The following is a 20,367-nucleotide window of genomic DNA, read 5'->3' on the forward strand; positions in this document are numbered from 1 at the left end:
GTTAAATTACTTCTTGACCAGCGGGCAATCGCTCTCGGCCAAGGGACGGAATGCCTCGTTAGCAGGGATCGTGGCGATCAGCTTGTAGTAGTCGTATGGGCCCTTGGATTCGGCAGGTTTTTTGACTTCGAACAGGTAGGCCGGGTGGATCTTGCGGCCGTCAGCACGCACGGTGCCTTTGCCAAACAAAGGATCGTCTGTGGGCAGCTCTTTCATCTTGGCGGCGACTTTGGTGCCGTCATCGGTCTTGGCTGCGTCCACGGCCTTCAGGTAGTGGATCACGCTCGAATAAACGCCCGCTTGCACCATGGATGGGTGCTTGCCGCCCTGGGCTGCTGCAAAACGCTTGGTGAAAGCGCGGGTGTTGTCGTTTAGGTCCCAATAGAAGGTTTCGGTCAACTTGAGGCCTTGCGCGATGTTCAGACCCAGCGAGTGGACGTCGGGCAAGAACACCAGCAAACCTGCCAGGTTCTGACCGCCCTTGGTGATGCCGAACTCGGCAGCTTGCTTGATCGAGTTGGTGGTGTCACCGCCTGCGTTGGCCAGACCAATGATCTTGGCTTTTGAAGCTTGCGCTTGCAGCAAGAAAGAGGAGAAGTCTTGTGTTGGGAAAGGTGTGCGCACTTTGCCCACCACTTTGCCGCCGTTTTTCACCACCACAGCTTCGGTGTCGCGCTCCAGCGCTTGGCCGAAAGCGTAGTCAGCAGTCAGGAAGAACCAGGTGTCGCCACCGCTTTTGACAATCGCTTTGCCGGTGCCGTTGGCCAGCATCCAGGTGTCATAAGCCCAGTGGATGGTGTTGGCATTGCAGGCCTTGCCGCTCAGGTCGGCCGTGGCCGAGCCGGAGTTGACATGCAGTTTGCCCTTGTCAGCCGACAGTTTGGCAATGGCCAAGCCCACAGACGATGTGGGCACATCGGCGATCATGTCAACCTTGTCGGTGTCGTACCACTGACGCGCCACGTTGGAGCCCACATCGGGTTTGTTCTGGTGGTCGGCACTGACGATTTCCACCTTGAGTTTGCTGCCCGAGGCCTTGATGTAATCCTCCACAGCCATGCGGGCTGCGGTGACCGAGCCGGGGCCGGTGATGTCCGAGTACAGGCCCGACATGTCGTTGAGCACACCGATCTTGACGATGCCGTCAGAGATCTGGGCTTGGGCTGAACCTGCAAAGGCACAGGCGGCCAAGGCAGCGAGGGAAAGAAGTTTGCGTTTCATCGTGTTGTCTCCAGTTAGAAAAAAATCACACACCCAGGTACTCGTTCAACATGCCCATCTTGGAGGACAGCTCTTGTGCGCTGAAGCTCTCCACCATCTGACCATGTTCCATCACATAAAACCGGTCTGCCAGGGGCGCGGCAAACCGGAAGTTCTGCTCCACCATGATGATCGTGAAGCCCTTGGCTTTCAGGGCTGTGATCATGCGCGCCAGCGCTTGCACGATCACGGGGGCCAGGCCTTCAGAAATTTCGTCGAGCAACAAAAAGCGCGCCCCTGTGCGCAGGATGCGGCCCACAGCCAGCATCTGCTGCTCGCCACCCGACAGGCGCGTGCCGGGGCTGTTACGCCGCTCCAGCAGGTTGGGGAACATGTCGTAAATTTCTTCGACCGACATGCCGTTGGGTGCAATGACAGGCGGCAGCAGCAGGTTTTCTTCGCAGGTCAGGGCCGAGAAAATGCCACGCTCTTCGGGGCAATACCCAATGCCCAGCTTGGCAATCTGGTGCGGCGCCCAGTTCACGGTTTCCTGGCCCTTGATGGTGATGGAGCCGGTGCGGCGGCCCACCAGGCCCAAAATGGATTTGACAGTGGTGGTGCGGCCTGCGCCATTGCGACCCAGCAAGGTGACCACCTCGCCTTCGTTCACGGTCATGTCCACCCCGTGCAGGATGTGCGACTCGCCGTACCAGGACTGCAGGTTGCTGATGCGCAAGAATTCTTTGGACTCAGCCATGGGCCCCCTCCAGTTGGTTATCGGTCGTGCCCATGTAGGCTTCAAGCACTTGAGGGTTTTGCGACACCACGGCGTAAGGTCCTTCTGCAATCACTTGTCCACGTTGCAAGACACTGATGGTGTCTGCGATTTTGGACACCACATTCATGTTGTGCTCCACCATCAAGATGGTGCGGTTGGCTCCCACTTTCTTGATCAGCTGCGTCACGCGGTCCACGTCTTCGTGGCCCATGCCCTGTGTGGGTTCGTCCAGCAGCATCAGCTCGGGGTCCATCGCCAGTGTGGTGGCGATTTCCAAGGCGCGCTTGCGGCCATAAGGCAACTCCACCGCCGTCAGGTCGGCCATGTTGCCCAAGTCAACTTGGTCGAGCAAAGCCATGGCCTTGTCGTTGAGTTGGTTCAGGCTGCGCTCAGATCGCCAAAAGTGCATCGAGGTGCCCGTGGCGCGTTGCAAACCAATGCGCACGTTCTCCATCACCGTGAGGTTGGGGAAAGTTGCCGAAATCTGGAAAGACCGCACAATGCCGCGCCGCGCCACCTGGGAGGGCTTCTCGGGGGTGATGTCGTGACCGTTGAACAGAATTTGCCCACGCGTGGGGATCAGGAACTTGGTCAGCAGATTGAAGACTGTGGTCTTGCCTGCACCGTTGGGGCCGATCAGCGCGTGGATATGACCACGCTGCACATTCAGGCTCACGCCGTTGACGGCAACGAAGCCTTTGAACTCTTTGACGAGCTCTCGGGTTTCAAGAATGAAATGGCTGGACATCTGGAGGGCTCTGGTTCATTGTTCGGCGGGTAAAAATTCTCAGCTTGTTGATTGTGCTGGGCTCTTGTCAGTTTTGCGTCATGGTTATCCCCGGGGGTGTCTCGTAAGTGTCTGGATTGCAGAGCGCCAAAGTTGTGAAAATACATTTTGATGACATATTGCTCTCCGGATATGGGCTGTTTTTCGCACGTTGGCTTGCGCCAACGCAGTTGCCTATGTTTGCAGTTTGATCCTGAACGCGTAAGCGGGTTTTCACCGGTGTATTACTACGCATAGGTCGCGGCGTCAGGCTGCAGCACGAAAGCTGTAGCCCGACGGTTTGCCTCAGTTCGGCACTTCGATCACGTGTGACGCGCTGATGCCGATGACATCGCTGGACACAGGAGTCGAAGCAAATGACGGAAGGTGCGCTGCAGTGATCGCTGGCGCAGCACCAGGTGTGCCCCCGCGTGGCGTAGTGCGCACCACTTGGCTGGGAGGCAGCGCGGTGCCATTCTTGAGCTTGGCGTACATCGCGTCCATGGCAAGATTGAAGTAGCCGTGCAGGGGGACGAAGCGGGTATCAAAGCCTGAGAATGGCAAGAAGGTGTCGAAGTGCTGCGCGTTAGTCACCTCGATGTAACGGAGCTGGCTACCAGTTCCCTCAACGCTTCGGTTGAACGCGGCATAGGCTCGGGCAGCGTGGTTAACAGGCACCAACGCGTCGTTGCGTCCGGCGACGATCAGCGTCGGTTTGTTCTGAAGGTTGCCGTTGAGCAAAACCTCGCGCATACCTGTGCGGACTGCCTGGCTTTGAGCCAAGGTCGGGCTGCTGGTCGTCGTGAGGTCGGTGTTTTTTACGGGATCCTTGCCGGTCACCAGGGCACGCTGGCAAAGCGCCGCATCCAATGAGAAATCGGCCATTCCGCTCGACGGAGAAACTCCGAACGCCCAAGACTTAGCCCCGCCCACCGATGTGTTGTAGACCACGCTTGCAGGCGCACCGTTAACCGTGCCATTGCCACCTGCAAAGCTCTGCGCCTTGACGGTCGGGTTCACAGGCACAACGGAGCCTGTCCCGTCCACCTGAGCTGCGCTCATGCCGCACAGGTTGTCGATGACCGAGAATCGTCCAAAGGCGTTTGTGTACATCATGCTGATGATGGCCGCGTTGCCCAGTCCATAGTGGGCGTTGTGCATGGTGTCGTGGTCCGCCGAAAACCCGCTGTCTCGAAGCTTCCGTAACGCGTCCGCCGCCTGCTCCGAAGTTGTAGTGCCACTGACCAGGCCTTTGGCTGCAAGCGCTGCGCAGCGGTTGCTCGCGCGCGCGTTCATGCCGGTCAAGGTCATATAGTTGTAGATCGTCGATTCGGCCATAGCGGCAGTGGGTGCCAGTGCCGCACAGGGCTGGTAAAGGTTGGCAATAGTGAAGATGTCGATCAGCGGAAGTCCCTTGACAGGAATGTCCGAGCCCCCGAACTGCACGCCATACCCGGTGGTTCGAGACGGTTGAGCACTCGGCTCGGAGGCCACCACCCCATCGATCAAACCTGCAGTGTCGAGTTCGGCGGCCCGCAATACTGCTGCGCCACCGTTGGAGACGGAGCCTGCAATTACCAGTGTGTTGCCAGCGTCAAACCGCACTGCCTTGCCTGTGCCACCCGGGACGGTGGACGCATATTGCTCATTCAGTACGTACAAGGCGTAGCGGATGGAAGTCAGCGTGTCGCTGCCCCAGTCCTTTTCGGGGTTCATCTGCGAGTGCGCGTGCTTGAGGGCAAGTCGGTTCGGAAACGCTGTGTTGAACAATGACCGAGCGCTGTCGCTCAAACTGGCAGCGAAGAAGGACAAGGCACCAGCTGCTGATCGGGTCGCACGAGTACCGTCTATCTTGTTGACAGTGTCATCGCTGGGGTCATACAGGCCTACGCCCTTGCCGGCGTCGGTCAGTGCCACAGCGCAGCCACGCTTGAGTCCCCACTCGCCCGCGCTGCCAACCGAGCCATATACACCTCGCGAACCTGAGGATGGACCGGCCACAATGCAAGGGTTCTTGACATCAAAACTGTCAGGGATTTGGACAGCGATCACGACCTGCTTGTTGCCACTTCCGTCGTCCAGCGATGCAATGAACTCCTTACCAGGAATCATGCCTTCACCGAGTGTGTTTGCGCCGTTCTGGTCGATGTTGGGTCCGTACAAACGGCCATAACCGCCATTGGCGCTTGGATCAAGAATGGCGCGGTAGTTGGCGTGTATGGCGTTGCGTCGCAGCTCCAGAGCAGTTGGCTTCAGAGGATCGGCATAACTTGGCGCAGTAGCAGTACCAAGGCCAGTTTTGCCTAGGCCAGCGGTCAGCAAGTCCTGCGAATCTGTGCTGTTGCCAGCACCAGGCGTCGTTGCCGTGTAGGCCATGACACTGTGTTGAGTCAGTTGTTTCGGCAGCGTATTGACAGTCACGCCGCTCCCACCGTCTCCGCCGCCACAGGCGGCCAACAGCAGGGGAACGGCCCCCGCCATCATCGTTTTGTGTTGTTTTTTCATTTCACTTGTCTCCTCTGTTGTATGCCCATCAGGGCGGGTAGAAAGGTCGTAAAAAAAGGGGATTACTGCGCCGTCCAACCACCATCAACCGGCAGGGACACACCCGTGATGCCTGCGGCCGCATCGCTGCACAAAAACACCGCCACATCACCGATGCGCCCGGGTGGCAGCAGTGTTTGGTTAGGCTGCTTTTCACGCAGCAAATCACGGATGGCCGCATCGCGGTTGCCACCCAGCGCCTGCGCCCGTGCCTCAATTTGGGGCGCGATGATGGGGGTGTCGGTCCAGCCCGGGCAGATGCAGTTGACGGTGATGCCATCGGTGGCGGTCTCCAGTGCCACGCCTTTGGACAGACCCACCAGGCCGTGCTTGGCCGCCAAGTAAGCCGTTTTGTTGACCGAGGCCACCAGCCCGTGCACCGAGGCGATGTTGGCGATGCGGCCCCAGCCTTGCGCACGCATGGCGGGCACGGCCGAGCGCATGGTCATGAACGCCGCGCTCAGATTGATGGCCAAAATCGCGTCCCAGCGTTCGGTCGGAAAGTCTTGCACCGGGCAGGTGTGTTGAATGCCCGCGTTGTTGACCAGGATATCCGGCGTGCGCAAGGCCTTGGCCGCTTGCGCCCACAGCGCACTGGCCGCTTGCGGGTCGCGCAGGTCGGCTGGCACATAAGCGGTTTTTTGTCCGGTGCGTTGCGCCAGAGCTTGTGCCACCGCCTGACCTTCGGACACGGGTTCGATGCCATGCAGCACCACATCGTGTCCGGCCTCGGCCAGGCGAGTGGCGATGGCCAAGCCAATGCCCTGCGTGGCACCGGTGACCAGCGCGCAGTGTGTGGTGCTCATCACGTGTTTCCTTTCAGGCTTTGCGCGTCGATGCTGCGCAGTTCAGTTTTCAGTACCTTGCCGTAGTTGTTTTTGGGCAAGACCTCGACAAAGTGGTAATGCTTGGGGCGCTTGAAGCGTGCCACTTGGCTCAGGCAATGCGCATCCAGCTCGGCCACGCTCAAGGCTTGCCGGCACACCACAAAGGCCACCACCACCTCGCCCCACTCGGGGTCGGGCCGGCCAATCACCGAGACCTCGGCCACCTGCGGGTGCGTGAGCAGCGCTTCTTCCACTTCACGCGGGTAGATGTTGGTGCCGCCGCTGATCACCATGTCCTTGGAGCGGTCAAGCAGGCTGAGGTAGCCATCGGCGTCCAGGCGACCCACATCGCCTGTTTGTAGCCAGCCGTTGCGAATGGTTTTGGCCGTGGCCTCGGGGTCGCGCCAATACCCGGCCATGACCAACTCGCTGCGCACACAAATCTCACCCACCTCGCCCACGGGCAGTTCGTTGCCCGCCTCGTCGCAAATCCTCACCTCGACCATGGCCTGCGCGTGGCCTACAGAGGCCAGGCGTTCGCGCCAGCGCGGGTGGCCGGTGTCCAGCACATCGCCCTTGGGCAAGACGCTGATGGTCATGGGGCATTCGCCTTGGCCGTAGATCTGCGCAAAGTGCGGCCCAATGACTTGCAGGGCTTCTTCGATGTCGGCCAGGTACATGGGGCCACCGCCATAGACGATGGTGGCCAGGCCCTGCGGGCGCTCGGGCAAAGTGCGCGCTGCATCCACCAGCCGCCGCACCATGGTGGGCGCTGCAAAAAACGAGGCCTGCTGCCAGTGCGCGGCCAGCGTCAAGGCTTCATGCGGGTCAAAGCCATCCGAGCGCGGCACCACGTTCAAGCCCGCGTTCAGCACATAGGGCAGGTGGTACATTCCGCCTCCGTGTGAGAGGGGGGCGGGGTGCAGCATGGTGTCGCCGCGCTGCACCGATTGCACCGAGCCGAAATACGCCTGCGTACAGCCGCGCAACTGGCGTGCGCACAGCACCACGCCTTTGGGCCTGCCAGTGGTGCCGCTGGTGTAAAACAGCCAAGCCGGGTCGTCGTCTTCACGGGGCTGCAAAGCCAACTGCGGCCCATGGGCTTGTTCCATGAAGGTGTGGTCAGCCTGCACCTGCGTGGTGACTTTGATCTCGTGCAAGGCCTGCTGCAAGCCACTGGCGCGTTCCTTATCCACCAGCGCCAGACGCGCTTCGCTGTGCCCGGCAATCCAGGCCGCTTCGCGTTCGTGCAACTTGGCGTTCACCGGTACGGCCACTGCGCCACACCACCAGATGCCCCACATCAGGGGCAGGTACTCGGGCGCGTTATGCATGAACAGCACCACCCGATCACCGGCCTGCACGCCTTGTGCGCGAAGCCAGTGGGCTGTGCGTGCGGCGCGGCGTGCAAATTCGGCGTAGTTGCACCAGACCTCGGTGCCATGCGCGATGGCCGCTTGCTGCGGATAACGTTCGGCGCTGCGGGCCAACCAAAGGGCGATGTTCATGACAACCTTTCCAGCACCGAGCCGCAGGTCACCACGCCAGCACCGCCCATGTTGAGCACAGCGGCCAGCCGGGCATTTGGCAAAGGGGCGCTGCGCCAGCGCCCCAGCAACTGCCAGGCCGCCATGACATGCATCGACACGCCAGTCGCACCCACTGGGTGGCCTTTGGATTTGAGCCCTCCCGACAGGTTGACCGGCAAACGACCACCGGGCATGACCCAGCCTTCTTCGAGCGCACGCGCCCCTTGGCCAGGTGCGCACAAGCCAATGGCTTCGTACTGCATCAACTCGGCAATCGTGAAGCAGTCGTGGGTTTCCAGCAAATCCAGGTCATCCAGCGAGATACCAGCCTTTGCCAATAAACGCTGCCACGCCACACGCGTACCGGCCAACTCGCTCATGTCACGCCGTGACAATGGCATCAAGTCGGTCGCCTGTGCGGTCGCTCGCAGACGAACAGCGTTGTCTTGGCGCTGGTGTGCATCGGCAGCGCTCAGCACCACAGCCGCCGCACCATCGGACACGGGCGAGCAATCGCTGCGCAATAGACGCCCCACCACTCGGGGGTTTTTGTCGGATTCGGTGGCGCAAAACGCCGCATCCACATTCAGATGCAGCTGCGCCAGTGGGTTGTGCAGGCCGTTGACATGGTTTTTGGCGGCAATGCGGGCCATGGCCGGGTGAGGATCTCCGTAGCGGTCGGCATAGGCATCGGCCAAGCGTGCAAACATGCCCGCAAATCCGGCGGGCGTGTCGATTTCTTCGGGCACATAACAGGCTTGCAGCAAGGCCTGTCCCACTTCGCGTGTGGGCAATGCCGACATGACCTCCACCCCGATGGCCAGCACATGGCGGGCTTGACCCGAAGCGATGAGTGCCTGGGCATGGTGAATGGCCGCGCTGCCAGTAGCGCAGGCGTTTTCCACGCGCACTGCGGGCACCATGTGCAGGCCTGGCAGTAAACCCGCGCTCAGGCCAGCGGTGAATCCTTGCCGAACAAATCCGGGGTTGAAGTGGCCCACCACCACGGCGTCGATCTCATTGGCGTCAAGGTGCGCATCGCCAATGGCGGTGGTGCTCACCTCGCGCATCAAAGCCTCGACATCCGCTCCTGGCAGCTTGCCAAATGGGGTGTGCGCGTAACCAATCAGGTCAACCAACATCAGGGATCATCCAATGAACAAAGGGTTTTCAGGTGCGTGAGAGGGATCACGCTTGCGGCTATATTAGGTGGCTCATCATGCTTTGTGCAGTCGTCAAAACACGCCCGGACTAACCCTTGCGTAAAAATACCCCTCCTTCTGATTCATCCAACATGAGCACCGATTGGGGCGATTTGGCCTCGCTCAGCCCCTTGGGTTTGATGATGTCTTCTCGTCGCCAGATCGTGCTGTGCAACACCGCATTTGCCCATATTTTTGGCCACGAAATCCACGAAATGCAAGGCGCCAGCCTGGCCATGCTTTACCCCAGCCAGGACGAGTTCGAGCGCATTGGTCAACGCGGCTTGCACGTCATGGCCACTCAGGGGCAATACCAGGACGAACGCCTCATGCGTCGCCGCGATGGCTCCATGATCTGGGTGCGTGTGCATGGGCGTGCGGCAGACCTGACCGATCCGTTTGAGACGGCTTCGTGGGTGTTTGAACCCTTGTCGGCTGTCGCAGATGCTGAACGTCTAACCCCGCGTGAGCGCGAAGTTCTGGCCGGCATGGCCAAGGGGCAAACCTCCAAGGACTCGGCCAAAGAGCTGGGCCTGAGTCCGCGCACGGTGGAAAAACTGCGGGCCAGTTTGCGTGCACATTTCGGGGCCCGCAACGCAGCCGAACTGATGGCACGCATTGGCGGTTTGCCGGGTTGATGTACGCCGTGTTTTTGCTGTTCACCACACGGTGAACGCTGCACTCAAATCATCGCAGCCTGGCGCGACCGGCCGCCCGGGCCGTCGTGGGTTTTGGCGGTGGCTTGGCGCAGCACGGCCAGGTAGCCCGGGGCCAGTTCCATGCGCGGGCCAAAGCCTTGCGCCATCAGCATGCGGTGCGCCGCAGGCAGCTTCCAGCAGGGGGTGAACACAAACAGGTGGTGCTCCAGGTGGTAGTTGACCCAGTACGGTGCCAGCACCATGCGCATGCCCCAGTTCGCCATGGTGGTGCGGGTGTTGCGCAGGCGGTCGTTGTTATCGCCCACCACCGCGTGCTCGGCGATGTTGCGAACGCGGCTGATGACTTGGTACCACGTCAACAAAGGCAGCAGCCACAGCGCAAAGTAAGCCCACCACACGCCCGCTGCGGCCGTGACGGCGAAGATGGCCAGGTTGCTCAAGAAAAAGTATTTTTCTGCGGCAAACAGGTTCTTCATGCACTGCCAGCGGCTGGGGCTGTCGCCCATTTCCATGCGGAAAAACTCCATGCGCCGCTGGTATCCGGTGATGCCCAAAATGTCGCGCCGCATCTTGCGCCAAAAGCTTTGTTTGGAGATGGGAAAGGGTGCCGACAAAATCAGGTCGGGGTCTTCGGCTTGCTGCGTATGGCGGTGGTGGCTCAGGTGATAAGGCCGGTACAGCGTGAGGCTGGCCCCCACAGGCCAGCCGCACAAAAATGCGCCCAGCGTGTCATTGAGCCGGGTGTTTTTGAACAAGGCACGGTGCGCCGCGTCGTGCATCAAGATCGCCAAGCCCAGCTGCCTGCCGCCAATCACCACCACGGCGACGATGAAGCTCAAGGGGTTGGGCCACGCGATGAAAAACGCCATGGCCAAGGCAATCATGCCCCAAGCGTGCAACACCAAATACGCGCCCATCCAGTCCGAGCGTTCGCGCAAATACGCGTCTTGTGCGGGGCTCAGGCTGGGCTGGGTGTCGGTGGTCATGGCAAGAGGTTCGGCAAAAGGCCTATCTTGTGCCTTTGGGCCCCGACGGATAGTCACAGGCGTGACCTTTTCGGGGCTTTCCCTGATCACGGTCTGTGCAATTCGTGCAGCGTCTTTTTTGAACGTCTTGGCCACGCCCATCGCCCAAGGTATGAGCCCCTACTTGCCAATGCAGAAACTTGAAAAAATCACGCCCAGCAAATCGTCGGCGCTGAATTCGCCCGTGATTTCATTGAGCGCGTTCTGGCCCAGGCGAAGCTCTTCGGCCAGCAGGTCGAGGTTCTGCGCTTGCGCAGCCAAATGGGCGTCGGCCACTTGCAGGTGCTCGCGCACGCGGTGCAGCGCCTGAACATGGCGCTCGCGTGCAATGAACAGGCCTTCGCTGGCCTGCTGCCAACCGGCTTGCTGCAACAGTTGCTGGCGCAGGGCTTGCAGGCCTTCACCGGTGCGTGCTGAGAGCGTCAAGCCCGTGCGCTCCCCCGACACCTCGGCGGCATCGGCCTTGTTCCACACATCGATCACCGCCACACTGGCGGGCAAGCGGCTGTGCAAGGCGGCGGCAATGTCGGCATCGGCTGTGTCGTAATCGGCTTGGCCCACGCGCGTGAGATCGTGCAAAAACAGCACCGCGTCGGCCCCTTCAATCTGGCCCCAGGCACGCGCAATGCCGATCTGCTCGACCTCGTCCACGCCCTCGCCTTCGCGCAGCCCGGCGGTGTCGATCACATGCAGCGGCACGCCTTCGATCTGGATGGTTTGTTGCACCACATCGCGTGTGGTGCCCGCAATGGGCGTGACGATGGCCAGCTCAGCCCCGGCCAGCGCGTTGAGCAGCGAACTCTTGCCCGCATTGGGCTGGCCCGCAATCACGACCTTGATGCCTTCGCGCAGCAACGCGCCCTGCCGCGCTTTGCCCAGCACCGTCTGCAGCGCCGCTTGCAGGCGCGTCAGCTGCCCCTGCGCATCGGCCTTTTGCAAGAAATCGATTTCTTCTTCAGGAAAATCCAGCGTGGCCTCGACCAGCATGCGCAGGTGAATCAGCGCATCGCGCAGCACATGGATTTCTTTGGAGAAGTCACCTGCCAAGGACCGGCTGGCGCTGCGTGCAGCGGCCTCGGTGCTGGCGTCGATCAGGTCGGCAATCGCCTCGGCTTGGGCCAAGTCGATCTTGTCGTTCAAAAAAGCGCGCTCAGAAAACTCCCCCGGCTGCGCCACGCGCAAACCGGCCAAACGGGGCTGGCCTGTGGCCGGGTCCACCTCGGCCGCAGCTTGCAGGCAACGCGCCACCAACAACTGCAAGACCACCGGCCCGCCGTGCGCTTGCAATTCCAGCACGTCTTCGCCCGTGAACGAATGCGGGGCCACAAAGTGCAAAGCCAATCCGTGGTCGATGGGGCTGCCATCGGCATCTGCAAAAGGCAGGTAGGTGGCTTCACGCGGTTTGAGTGGCCGTCTGCACAGTGCCTGAATCAGCGATGAGAGATTTCTGCCCGACACCCGCACGATGCCCACAGCACCGCGACCGGGTGCGGTGGCGATGGCGACGATGGGTTCCTGGTGTCTGGCGAGCATGACGGTGTCGGGCGAGGTGAAGCAAAAAAAGGCCGCTTACGCGGCCCTTTTTTGGGTTACTTGAACTTGGGCAGATTGAACTGCGGCGGCACACCCATGCGGGTGTTGATCATCCACTGCTGGGCAATCGACAAGATGTTGTTCGTGATCCAGTACAGCACCAGGCCTGCGGGGAAGAAGAAGAACATCACCGAGAAGATCAGGGGCATGAACCACATCAACTTGGCTTGCATCGGGTCCGGCGGCGCGGGGTTGAGCGCGGTCTGCAGCAAGGTGGTCAAAGTCATGACCAAGGGCAAGATGAAATAAGGATCGGGTGCGGACAGGTCCTGAATCCAGAGAACCCAAGGCGCGTTGCGCATCTCGACGCTGGACAACAGCACCCAGTACAGGGCAATGAACACCGGGATCTGGATCATGATCGGGAAGCAGCCCCCCATGGGATTGACCTTTTCCTCGCGGTAGATCTTCATCATCTCCTGCTGCATCTGCTGTGGGTTGCTCTTCAAGCGCTCACGCATTTCCATGATGCGGGGGTTGATGGCCTTCATCTTGGCCATGCTCGAATAAGCCTTGGCGTTGAGCCAATAGAAGGCGATCTTGAGCAAGAGCACCAAGGCCACGATGGACCAGCCCCAGTTCTGAATGAAGCTGAACAGTTTGTCGAGCAACCAGTACAAAGGCTTGGACAGCATGGCCAACCAGCCATAGTCCTTCACCAAGTCGAGGCCGGGGGCCAAGGCTTCGAGCACTTTTTCTTCCTGCGGGCCGCTGAACAATTGGGTGCTCACGCTCTTGGACTGGCCGGGTGCCAGGTCGGCCAAGGGCGTGATCATGCCCACCGCGTACAGGTTGGTGTCGACCTTGCGCACGAAGTTCTCGCGCTGAATGCCGTCGGCCAGCAACCAAGCGGTGGCAAAGTAGTGCTGCACCATGGCCACGTAGCCATTGGGCGATGACTTGTCTATTTCGGCCTTGTTCTTTTCGATGTCGCTGAACTCGACCTTCTGGTACTTTTTGGCCTCGGTGTAAATGGCAGGGCCTGTGAAGGTGGAGTAGAACGCTGACTCGCCCTCGGGCTTGTTGCCGTCACGCACCAATTGCAAATACAGTTGAGGCGACACGTTGGTGGTGCCGGTGTTGACCACTTCGTGCTTGACGCCGATAGCGTAGCTGCCGCGCTGCAGGGTGTAGGTCTTGACCAGTTTCACGCCGTTTTGCACATCGGACTCGAAGCGCAAACTCAACTCGTTCTGGCCGTCTTTGAGGCTGCGTTCGCCGCTGAATTGCATAGGCGACTTGTGCGTTGGAAAGTCACCGCCAATCAGACCGGTTTGCGCCATGTAAACACGGCTGCTGCTTTGGTCGAGCAAGACAAACGGCTTGCTGGTGTCCACAAAGTCGGCGTGCCGGGTGAATTCGGTGCGCACCAAAGAGCCGCCTTCGGTGTCAAAGCTGAGCTTGAGCACGTCGGTGGTCACTTCGATTTTTTCGCGGGGTGCAGCTGAAGCCGCAGGCGCTGAGCTGGGCACTTGGCCTGGCGTGGCCGTCACGGCCGCTGACGCAGCAGGCACGCCATTGGCGCTGGAAGCCGCCGCTGCGGGCGTGGTCTTGCTGGCGGCCACTTCGGGCTTGGGGAAGAACGTGGCCTTGTTGCCGTTGTGCAGCTGCCATTGGTCCCACAGCAGGACCATGGAAAAACCAAAAATCACCCAAAGGATGGTGCGGCGGATATCGTTCATGGGGTCTTCTTTGACGAAGTGGGAGATAACAAATCAGAGAACAAGCGCGGGGCTTGTGCGGGAACGGGATCGTGGCCACCCTTGCACCAGGGGCCACATCGCACCAGGCGGTGCACCGTGAGGTAGCTGCCCTTGGCTGCGCCATGCAGCTCCAGGGCTTGCAAGGCATAGACCGAACAAGTGGGCTCAAAGCGGCAAGAAGAGCCCAGCCAGGGGCTCAGCAGCAGGCGGTAGCCACGCACCACGCCCATCAACACGCGTTGAATGATCATGGCCGCACCTCTTGCCGCACGGCCCGCTCGAACAACTGCACCAGCTCCTCTCGCACGGCCAGTTTCAGGGGCTCGGAAGTCGCGCTGATGAACTGTTTGCGGTCGAAAGTCGTGCGCAGGCGCACCACATGCGCGGCCACAGGCAAACGATCACCAAAGTGCTCGCTCACGTTGTAAATTTGTCGCTTGATGGCATTGCGCGTGACGGCGCGACGAGCCCAGCGCTTGGGCACCATGGCGCCCAGCCAGACGTCGAGCATGCCAAAAAGGGCCTGCTCCGATGAAGGGGCAGGCCCGATGGATGGAGCGGGTGCCAATGAGGTGTCTTCGGGCGGAACCAAACTCAGGCGGTGCAGCGCAAAATGCGCCGTACGCGAGACTGTGCCACCCGCCAAGGCGGCCTGAAATTGTGGGCGTGTTTTTAAACGCTGCACGATGGCCAAACCCCGGCATTGACCGCCCCCAGTGGCCCCAGGCCACAGCCAGACGGTCGAATGGGCATCAAGGCGCCCGAATTAGACAGCCAGACGCTTGCGGCCCTTGGCCCGACGTGCATTGATCACGGCGCGACCGCCGCGGGTCTTCATGCGAACCAGAAAGCCGTGGGTACGGGCGCGACGTGTCTTGGATGGTTGGTAGGTGCGTTTCATAACTCTTCCTTTGTGCCCATGGCCATGAATCAGCTTTGGGCGAAACCCAAGATTATCGCAAACTTTCGCAAGCCCGGCAAATGAACTGTATTTTCTCCCATCAGGGTGAGCCCGGGGTTCAAGCAGATCGATGTGGTTTATGATCGCCCTCCCGACCCGAATCGGCATGTGGATAAGCTCTTGATAAAGCCGCACATCCCGCCGTCCCAGACCCCCACTGTCCACAATAAAAAGTACTACATGCCCGAGGGAATCACCCCAGAATTTCAGATGGATGCAGGCCAATCGCTGTGGCAAGCCTGCGTCGAAGAGCTCGCCCGCGAACTGCCCGAGCAGCAGTTCAACACCTGGATCAAACCGCTCAGCGCACAGGTCTCGGACGACCAGCAAAGTGTCACTTTGTTTGTCGCCAACCGCTTCAAACTCGACTGGGTTCGCGCCCAATACGCCAGCCGTCTGGCCGCCTTGCTGGAAAACCTGCAAGGCCACCCCGTCAAGATTGAGTTAGCAATCACTCTCCGTGAAGGCGGCATCAGGCCAGCAAAAGCATCCACACCTTCATCGATGGAAGCTGCACCTGAAGCAGCCCCTGCACCCGAAGAAGCGGTGGCCAACACCTTCCGCAGCCGCCTCAACAGCGCCCTGAATTTCGACAACCTGGTCGAGGGCACCGCCAACCGCATGGCACGTGCAGCCGCCATGCACGTCTCGGGCTCACCGGGGCAGCTCTACAACCCCTTGTTCATCTACGGCGGCGTGGGTTTGGGCAAGACCCACCTGATGCACGCGATAGGCAACAAGCTGCTGGCCGACCGCCCCGAGGCCAAGGTTTTGTACATCCACGCTGAACAGTTTGTGTCGGATGTGGTTAAAGCTTACCAACGCAAGACTTTTGACGAGTTCAAACACCACTACCACTCGCTCGATTTGCTGCTGATCGACGATGTGCAGTTCTTTGCCAACAAAGACCGCACGCAAGAAGAATTTTTCAACGCCTTCGAGGCCCTGCTGGCCAAAAAATCACACATCGTGATGACCAGCGACACCTACCCCAAGGGCCTGGCCGACATCCACGAGCGCCTGGTTTCGCGCTTTGATTCGGGCCTCACGGTGGCCATGGAGCCGCCCGAACTCGAGATGCGGGTGGCCATTTTGATCAACAAAGCCATCAGCGAGGGCAGCGAAATGCCCGAGGACGTGGCGTTTTTTGTGGCCAAGAACGTGCGCTCGAACGTGCGTGAGCTCGAAGGCGCGCTGCGCAAAATCCTGGCTTACTCGCGCTTCAACCAGAAAGACATCTCCATCCAGCTGGCCCGCGATGCCCTGCGCGACCTGCTGTCCATCCAGAACCGCCAGATCAGTGTCGAAAACATCCAGAAAACGGTGGCCGACTACTACAAGATCAAAGTGGCCGACATGTACAGCAAGAAGCGCCCGGCCAGCATCGCCCGCCCGCGCCAGATCGCCATGTACCTGGCCAAGGAAATGACCCAAAAGAGCCTGCCCGAGATCGGCGAGCTGTTTGGCGGGCGCGACCACACCACCGTGCTGCATGCGGTGCGCAAGATCAGCGCCGAACGCCAGCAACTGACCGAGCTGAATCAGCAACTGCACGTGCTGGAGCAGTCCCTCAAGGGTTGAGCCGCCATGAACCCATCACAGCCCCCGGTTTTAGGTGATTTGCACCCCATCCAGGCCGTTTTGGGTCCAAAAAACAGCGAAAATGCATGCTGTTGTGAAAAATTCGCCCGGCCCTGAGCTGCGGCGACAAAAACCACCAAAGGTAGACAAATGATCGTCCTGAAGGCCACCCAAGACAAATTGCTGTCGGTCCTGCAATCTGTGTCCGGCATTGTTGAGCGCCGCCACACCCTGCCCGTACTGGCCAATGTGCTGATCCGCAAAACCGGCCACGCCGTGCAACTGACCACCAGCGACCTGGAAATCCAGATCCGCACCACCGCCGAGATGGACGGCGATCCGGGCGACTTCACCACCACCGTGGGCGCACGCAAACTCATCGACATCCTGCGCACCATGCCGGCTGACCAAACCGTCAGCCTCGAATCGTCGCAAGCCAAGCTGATCTTGAAAGGCGGCAAGTCCAAGTTCACCTTGCAAACCTTGCCCGCAGAAGACTTCCCGTTGGTGCAAGAAGCGGCCAGCTTCGGCCCCGTGTTCAGCGTGCCGCAAAAGACCCTCAAACAATTGCTGGGGCAAGTCTCGTTTGCCATGGCCGTGCACGACATCCGCTATTACCTCAACGGCATCTTGTTTGTGGCCGAAGGCAACCGCCTGAGCCTGGTGGCCACCGACGGCCACCGCCTGGCCTTCACCGCTGCCACGCTCGACGTGGAAGTGCCCACCAAACAAGAAGTCATCTTGCCGCGCAAAACCGTGCTCGAGTTGCAGCGCTTGCTGTCGGACGCCGACGGCGCGATCGAGATGCAATTCGCCAACAACCAGGCCAAGTTCAGCTTTGACGGCATGGAATTTGTGACCAAGCTGGTCGAAGGCAAGTTCCCCGACTACAACCGCGTCATCCCCAAAGGCCACCGCAACAACCTGACGCTGGGCCGCCAAGCCTTGCTGTCGTGCTTGCAGCGCACCGCCATCCTGACCAGCGACAAATTCAAAGGCGTGCGCCTGAACCTCGACCCCGGCAGCCTGCGTGTGGCATCGACCAACGCCGAACAAGAAGAAGCCGTGGACGAGCTCGACATCGACTACGGCGGTGACGCCATCGAAATCGGCTTCAACGTCACCTACATCATCGACGTGCTCAGCAACATGGGCCAAGACATGGTCCGCATCGATCTGGCAGACGGCAACAGCTCGGCGTTGATCACGATCCCCGAGAACGACAACTTCAAATATGTGGTGATGCCGATGCGCATTTAAGGCAAAAGCCCACAAGGCCCCTATATGGCTCCTTTTATCGAAACCCGCGACCCCTCGCGGGTTTCGGCCATTCAAGCGACAGAGAAAATTGAACATGACCGACGACATCAAGCCCAGCGAAGAAGCTTTCACCACAGCGCAACCCAAGATCGACGCCCACCAGGCGGGCGCATCCGAAGGCTACGGCGAAGGCTCCATCCAGATTCTGGAAGGCCTGGAGGCGGTGCGCAAACGCCCCGGCATGTACATCGGTGACACCTCTGACGGCACCGGTCTGCACCACCTGGTGTTCGAGGTCGTGGACAACTCGATCGACGAAGCGCTGGCGGGCCACTGCGACGACATCGTTGTCACCATCCACAGTGACAACTCGATTTCCGTGACCGACAACGGCCGCGGCATCCCCACGGGCGTGAAGATGGACGACAAGCACGAGCCCAAGCGCAGTGCTTCCGAGATCGCCCTGACCGAACTGCACGCAGGCGGCAAGTTCAACCAAAACAGCTACAAGGTCTCGGGCGGTTTGCACGGCGTGGGCGTGTCTTGCGTCAACGCGTTGAGCAAGTGGCTGCGCCTGACGGTGCGCCGCGAAGGCAAAGTGCACCAGATCGACTTTGCCAAAGGCTTTGTGCAAAACCGTTTGCTCGACACCGTGGACGGCGTCGAAGTCTCGCCCATGCGCGTGACGGGTGCCACCGACAAGCGCGGCACCGAAGTGCACTTCTTGCCCGACGTGGAAATCTTCACGCAGAACACCGATTTCCATTACGAAATTTTGGCCAAGCGTTTGCGTGAACTGTCCTTCCTGAACAACGGCGTGCGCATTCGCCTCAAAGACGAGCGCAGCGGCAAAGAAGACGACTTCTCGGGTGCCGGTGGCGTCAAAGGCTTTGTGGACTTCATCAACGCCAACAAAAAGGTGTTGCACCCCAACGCCTTCCACGCCAACGGCGAGCGCCCGGCCGACAGCTACGGCGGCATCCCCGGCACCAGCATCGGTGTCGAAGTGGCCATGCAGTGGAACGACGGCTACAACGAGAGCGTGCTGTGCTTCACCAACAACATCCCGCAGCGTGACGGTGGCACCCACCTCACGGGCCTGCGTGCCGCGATGACCCGCGTGATTGCCAAGTACATCGAGAAAAACGAGATCGCCAAAAAGCAAAAAGTCGAAGTCAGTGGCGACGACATGCGCGAAGGCCTGTGCTGCGTGCTGAGCGTGAAAGTGCCCGAGCCCAAATTCTCCAGCCAGACCAAAGACAAGTTGGTGTCGAGTGAAGTGCGCGCCCCGGTGGAAGACATCGTGGCCAAAGCCCTGACCGACTTTTTGGAAGAGCGTCCGAACGACGCCAAGATCATCTGCGGCAAGATTGTCGAAGCCGCCCGCGCCCGCGAAGCCGCCCGCAAAGCCCGCGAAATGACACGCCGCAAAGGCGTGCTCGACGGCATGGGCCTGCCCGGCAAACTGGCCGACTGCCAGGAAAAAGACCCGGCCCTGTGCGAAATCTACATCGTCGAGGGTGACTCCGCTGGCGGCTCGGCCAAGCAAGGCCGCGACCGTAAATTCCAGGCCATCTTGCCCCTGCGCGGCAAGATCCTGAACGTCGAAAAAGCCCGCTACGAAAAGCTGCTGACCAGCAACGAAATCGTCACGCTCATCACGGCGCTTGGCACCGGCATTGGCAAAGCCAGCGCCGAATCCGGCAAGAGCGGCACCGACGACTTCAACGTCGACAAACTGCGCTACCACCGCATCATCATCATGACCGACGCCGACGTGGACGGCGCGCACATCCGCACCTTGTTGCTCACCTTCTTCTACCGCCAAATGCCCGACTTGGTGGAGCGTGGCCACATCTACATTGCCCAGCCACCGCTCTACAAAGTCAAGGCTGGCAAAGAAGAGCTGTACCTCAAAGACGGCCCGGCGCTCGACGGCTTCTTGCTGCGCATCGCGCTCAAAGATGCCAGCATCTCCACCGGCGGCGCTGCACCCCAAGTGCTCACCGGCGAAACCCTCGAAGCGCTGGCCCGCAAGCACCAAGTGGCTGAACACGTCATTGCCCGCTTGTCCAACTTCATGGATGCCGAAGCCCTGCGGGCCATGGCCGACGGCGTGTCACTGAACCTGGACAACATGGAGCAAGCCGCTGCATGCGCCCCCGCGCTGCAAGCCAAATTGCGCGAACTCAACACCACCGGCATCCCGGCCGAAGTGACCGCTGAGTTCGATGTGCGCACCGACAAACCGATTCTGCGCATCAGCCGCCGCCACCACGGCAACATCAAGAGCAGCATCATCACGCAAGACTTTGTGCACGGCGCGGACTACGGCGCTCTGGCCGAAGCCGCCGACACCTTCCGTGGTTTGCTCAGCGAGGGTGCCAAAGCCATTCGCGGTGAAGGCGAGCGCCAGAAAGAAGAAAAAGTGGGCGACTTCCGCCAGGCCATGCATTGGCTCATCAGCGAAGCCGAACGCACCACCAGCCGCCAGCGCTACAAAGGCTTGGGCGAGATGAACCCCGCCCAGCTGTGGGAAACCACCATGGACCCCACCGTGCGCCGCCTGCTGCGCGTGCAGATCGACGACGCCATCGAAGCCGACCGCGTGTTCACCATGCTCATGGGCGACGAGGTCGAGCCACGCCGCCACTTCATCGAGAGCAACGCGCTTCGGGCGGGCAACATCGACATTTGAGCGTTCTCGGTTTGACGAAACCACCGCACCGCACCTGCGAT

The 20,367-nt window shown here is 60.4% G+C and carries 17 protein-coding genes; 4 read left to right on the forward strand and 13 right to left on the reverse strand.

The genetic code is table 11. The features are described from left to right. Positions 1–6 precede the first annotated feature (6 nt). The 7 genes from QZ190_RS06680 to QZ190_RS06710 form a co-directional block, all read right to left on the reverse strand. Entirely contained in the window at positions 7–1,221 is a 1,215-nt protein-coding gene (locus tag QZ190_RS06680) for an ABC transporter substrate-binding protein (RefSeq protein ID WP_291914953.1), read from the reverse strand. A gap of 25 nt (positions 1,222–1,246) precedes the next feature. After that, entirely contained in the window at positions 1,247–1,957 is a 711-nt protein-coding gene (locus QZ190_RS06685; protein ID WP_291914955.1) for an ABC transporter ATP-binding protein, read from the reverse strand. Beyond that, entirely contained in the window at positions 1,950–2,726 is a 777-nt protein-coding gene (locus QZ190_RS06690) for an ABC transporter ATP-binding protein (RefSeq protein ID WP_291914957.1), read from the reverse strand. The genes QZ190_RS06685 and QZ190_RS06690 overlap by 8 nt, the downstream gene beginning before the upstream one ends. 324 nt (positions 2,727–3,050) lie before the next feature. Beyond that, entirely contained in the window at positions 3,051–5,249 is a 2,199-nt protein-coding gene (locus QZ190_RS06695) for a 3-hydroxybutyrate oligomer hydrolase family protein (protein WP_291914958.1), read from the reverse strand. A gap of 62 nt (positions 5,250–5,311) precedes the next feature. Continuing rightward, positions 5,312–6,094, reverse strand: a complete 783-nt coding sequence (locus tag QZ190_RS06700; RefSeq protein WP_291914960.1) for a 3-hydroxybutyrate dehydrogenase — start codon at positions 6,092–6,094, stop codon at positions 5,312–5,314. Beyond that, positions 6,094–7,623: an AMP-binding protein gene (locus tag QZ190_RS06705; RefSeq protein WP_291914962.1), complete on the reverse strand. Its 1,530-nt coding sequence runs from the start codon at positions 7,621–7,623 to the stop codon at positions 6,094–6,096. Before QZ190_RS06705 ends, QZ190_RS06700 begins: the two co-directional genes overlap by 1 nt. Then, complete coding sequence (locus QZ190_RS06710) at positions 7,620–8,786, reverse strand: thiolase domain-containing protein (RefSeq protein WP_291914964.1); 1,167 nt, start codon at positions 8,784–8,786, stop codon at positions 7,620–7,622. Before QZ190_RS06710 ends, QZ190_RS06705 begins: the two co-directional genes overlap by 4 nt. A 152-nt stretch (positions 8,787–8,938) precedes the next feature. Here QZ190_RS06710 and QZ190_RS06715 point away from each other — a divergent pair, with 152 nt between their 5' ends. Beyond that, positions 8,939–9,484, forward strand: a complete 546-nt coding sequence (locus QZ190_RS06715) for a LuxR C-terminal-related transcriptional regulator (RefSeq protein WP_291914965.1) — start codon at positions 8,939–8,941, stop codon at positions 9,482–9,484. A gap of 44 nt (positions 9,485–9,528) precedes the next feature. Here QZ190_RS06715 and QZ190_RS06720 read toward each other — a convergent pair whose 3' ends face one another. The 6 genes from QZ190_RS06720 to rpmH all read right to left on the reverse strand — a co-directional run bounded on the left by QZ190_RS06720 (position 9,529) and on the right by rpmH (position 14,727). Further along, positions 9,529–10,491 (reverse strand): fatty acid desaturase family protein, encoded by a 963-nt coding sequence (locus tag QZ190_RS06720; protein ID WP_291914967.1) that lies wholly within the window; start codon positions 10,489–10,491, stop codon positions 9,529–9,531. Positions 10,492–10,650: 159 nt separating this feature from the next. Then, positions 10,651–12,063 (reverse strand): tRNA uridine-5-carboxymethylaminomethyl(34) synthesis GTPase MnmE, encoded by a 1,413-nt coding sequence (gene mnmE, locus QZ190_RS06725; RefSeq protein ID WP_291914969.1) that lies wholly within the window; start codon positions 12,061–12,063, stop codon positions 10,651–10,653. Between the two features lie 56 nt (positions 12,064–12,119). Next, complete coding sequence (gene yidC / locus QZ190_RS06730; protein ID WP_291914970.1) at positions 12,120–13,805, reverse strand: membrane protein insertase YidC; 1,686 nt, start codon at positions 13,803–13,805, stop codon at positions 12,120–12,122. Continuing rightward, positions 13,802–14,074, reverse strand: coding sequence for a membrane protein insertion efficiency factor YidD (yidD, locus tag QZ190_RS06735; RefSeq protein ID WP_291915053.1), 273 nt, complete (start codon positions 14,072–14,074; stop codon positions 13,802–13,804). Before yidD ends, yidC begins: the two co-directional genes overlap by 4 nt. After that, positions 14,074–14,511: a ribonuclease P protein component gene (locus tag QZ190_RS06740; protein WP_291914972.1), complete on the reverse strand. Its 438-nt coding sequence runs from the start codon at positions 14,509–14,511 to the stop codon at positions 14,074–14,076. The genes yidD and QZ190_RS06740 overlap by 1 nt, the downstream gene beginning before the upstream one ends. A gap of 81 nt (positions 14,512–14,592) precedes the next feature. Beyond that, positions 14,593–14,727 (reverse strand): 50S ribosomal protein L34, encoded by a 135-nt coding sequence (gene rpmH / locus QZ190_RS06745; RefSeq protein WP_005798102.1) that lies wholly within the window; start codon positions 14,725–14,727, stop codon positions 14,593–14,595. Positions 14,728–14,967: 240 nt separating this feature from the next. Between rpmH and dnaA the strand changes: the two genes are divergently transcribed. From dnaA to gyrB, 3 genes are all read left to right on the forward strand, one after another. Continuing rightward, complete coding sequence (dnaA, locus tag QZ190_RS06750) at positions 14,968–16,368, forward strand: chromosomal replication initiator protein DnaA (RefSeq protein ID WP_291915011.1); 1,401 nt, start codon at positions 14,968–14,970, stop codon at positions 16,366–16,368. A gap of 150 nt (positions 16,369–16,518) precedes the next feature. Next, on the forward strand, positions 16,519–17,628 hold the full coding sequence (dnaN, locus tag QZ190_RS06755; RefSeq protein WP_291915012.1) for a DNA polymerase III subunit beta: 1,110 nt from the start codon (positions 16,519–16,521) through the stop codon (positions 17,626–17,628). Between the two features lie 94 nt (positions 17,629–17,722). Continuing rightward, a complete protein-coding gene (gene gyrB / locus QZ190_RS06760) occupies positions 17,723–20,326 on the forward strand; it encodes a DNA topoisomerase (ATP-hydrolyzing) subunit B (RefSeq protein WP_291915013.1) in 2,604 nt (867 codons plus the stop codon). Positions 20,327–20,367 lie beyond the last annotated feature (41 nt).

Source organism: Limnohabitans sp. (assembly GCF_017848645.1).
Classification (GTDB): Bacteria; Pseudomonadota; Gammaproteobacteria; order Burkholderiales; family Burkholderiaceae_C; genus Limnohabitans_A.

Excerpts from the sequence above, each read along its gene's own strand:
- QZ190_RS06690 (WP_291914957.1), bottom strand. The coding sequence starts at position 2,726 with ATGTCCAGCCATTTCATTCTTGAAACCCGAGAGCTCGTCAAAGAGTTC.
- rpmH (WP_005798102.1), bottom strand. The coding sequence starts at position 14,727 with ATGAAACGCACCTACCAACCATCCAAGACACGTCGCGCCCGTACCCAC.
- gyrB (WP_291915013.1), top strand. The coding sequence starts at position 17,723 with ATGACCGACGACATCAAGCCCAGCGAAGAAGCTTTCACCACAGCGCAA.
- QZ190_RS06680 (WP_291914953.1), bottom strand. The coding sequence starts at position 1,221 with ATGAAACGCAAACTTCTTTCCCTCGCTGCCTTGGCCGCCTGTGCCTTT.
- QZ190_RS06710 (WP_291914964.1), bottom strand. The coding sequence starts at position 8,786 with ATGTTGGTTGACCTGATTGGTTACGCGCACACCCCATTTGGCAAGCTG.
- dnaN (WP_291915012.1), top strand. The coding sequence starts at position 16,519 with ATGATCGTCCTGAAGGCCACCCAAGACAAATTGCTGTCGGTCCTGCAA.
- QZ190_RS06685 (WP_291914955.1), bottom strand. The coding sequence starts at position 1,957 with ATGGCTGAGTCCAAAGAATTCTTGCGCATCAGCAACCTGCAGTCCTGG.
- QZ190_RS06720 (WP_291914967.1), bottom strand. The coding sequence starts at position 10,491 with ATGACCACCGACACCCAGCCCAGCCTGAGCCCCGCACAAGACGCGTAT.
- QZ190_RS06715 (WP_291914965.1), top strand. The coding sequence starts at position 8,939 with ATGAGCACCGATTGGGGCGATTTGGCCTCGCTCAGCCCCTTGGGTTTG.
- yidC (WP_291914970.1), bottom strand. The coding sequence starts at position 13,805 with ATGAACGATATCCGCCGCACCATCCTTTGGGTGATTTTTGGTTTTTCC.
- QZ190_RS06700 (WP_291914960.1), bottom strand. The coding sequence starts at position 6,094 with ATGAGCACCACACACTGCGCGCTGGTCACCGGTGCCACGCAGGGCATT.
- dnaA (WP_291915011.1), top strand. The coding sequence starts at position 14,968 with ATGCCCGAGGGAATCACCCCAGAATTTCAGATGGATGCAGGCCAATCG.
- mnmE (WP_291914969.1), bottom strand. The coding sequence starts at position 12,063 with ATGCTCGCCAGACACCAGGAACCCATCGTCGCCATCGCCACCGCACCC.
- QZ190_RS06695 (WP_291914958.1), bottom strand. The coding sequence starts at position 5,249 with ATGAAAAAACAACACAAAACGATGATGGCGGGGGCCGTTCCCCTGCTG.
- QZ190_RS06705 (WP_291914962.1), bottom strand. The coding sequence starts at position 7,623 with ATGAACATCGCCCTTTGGTTGGCCCGCAGCGCCGAACGTTATCCGCAG.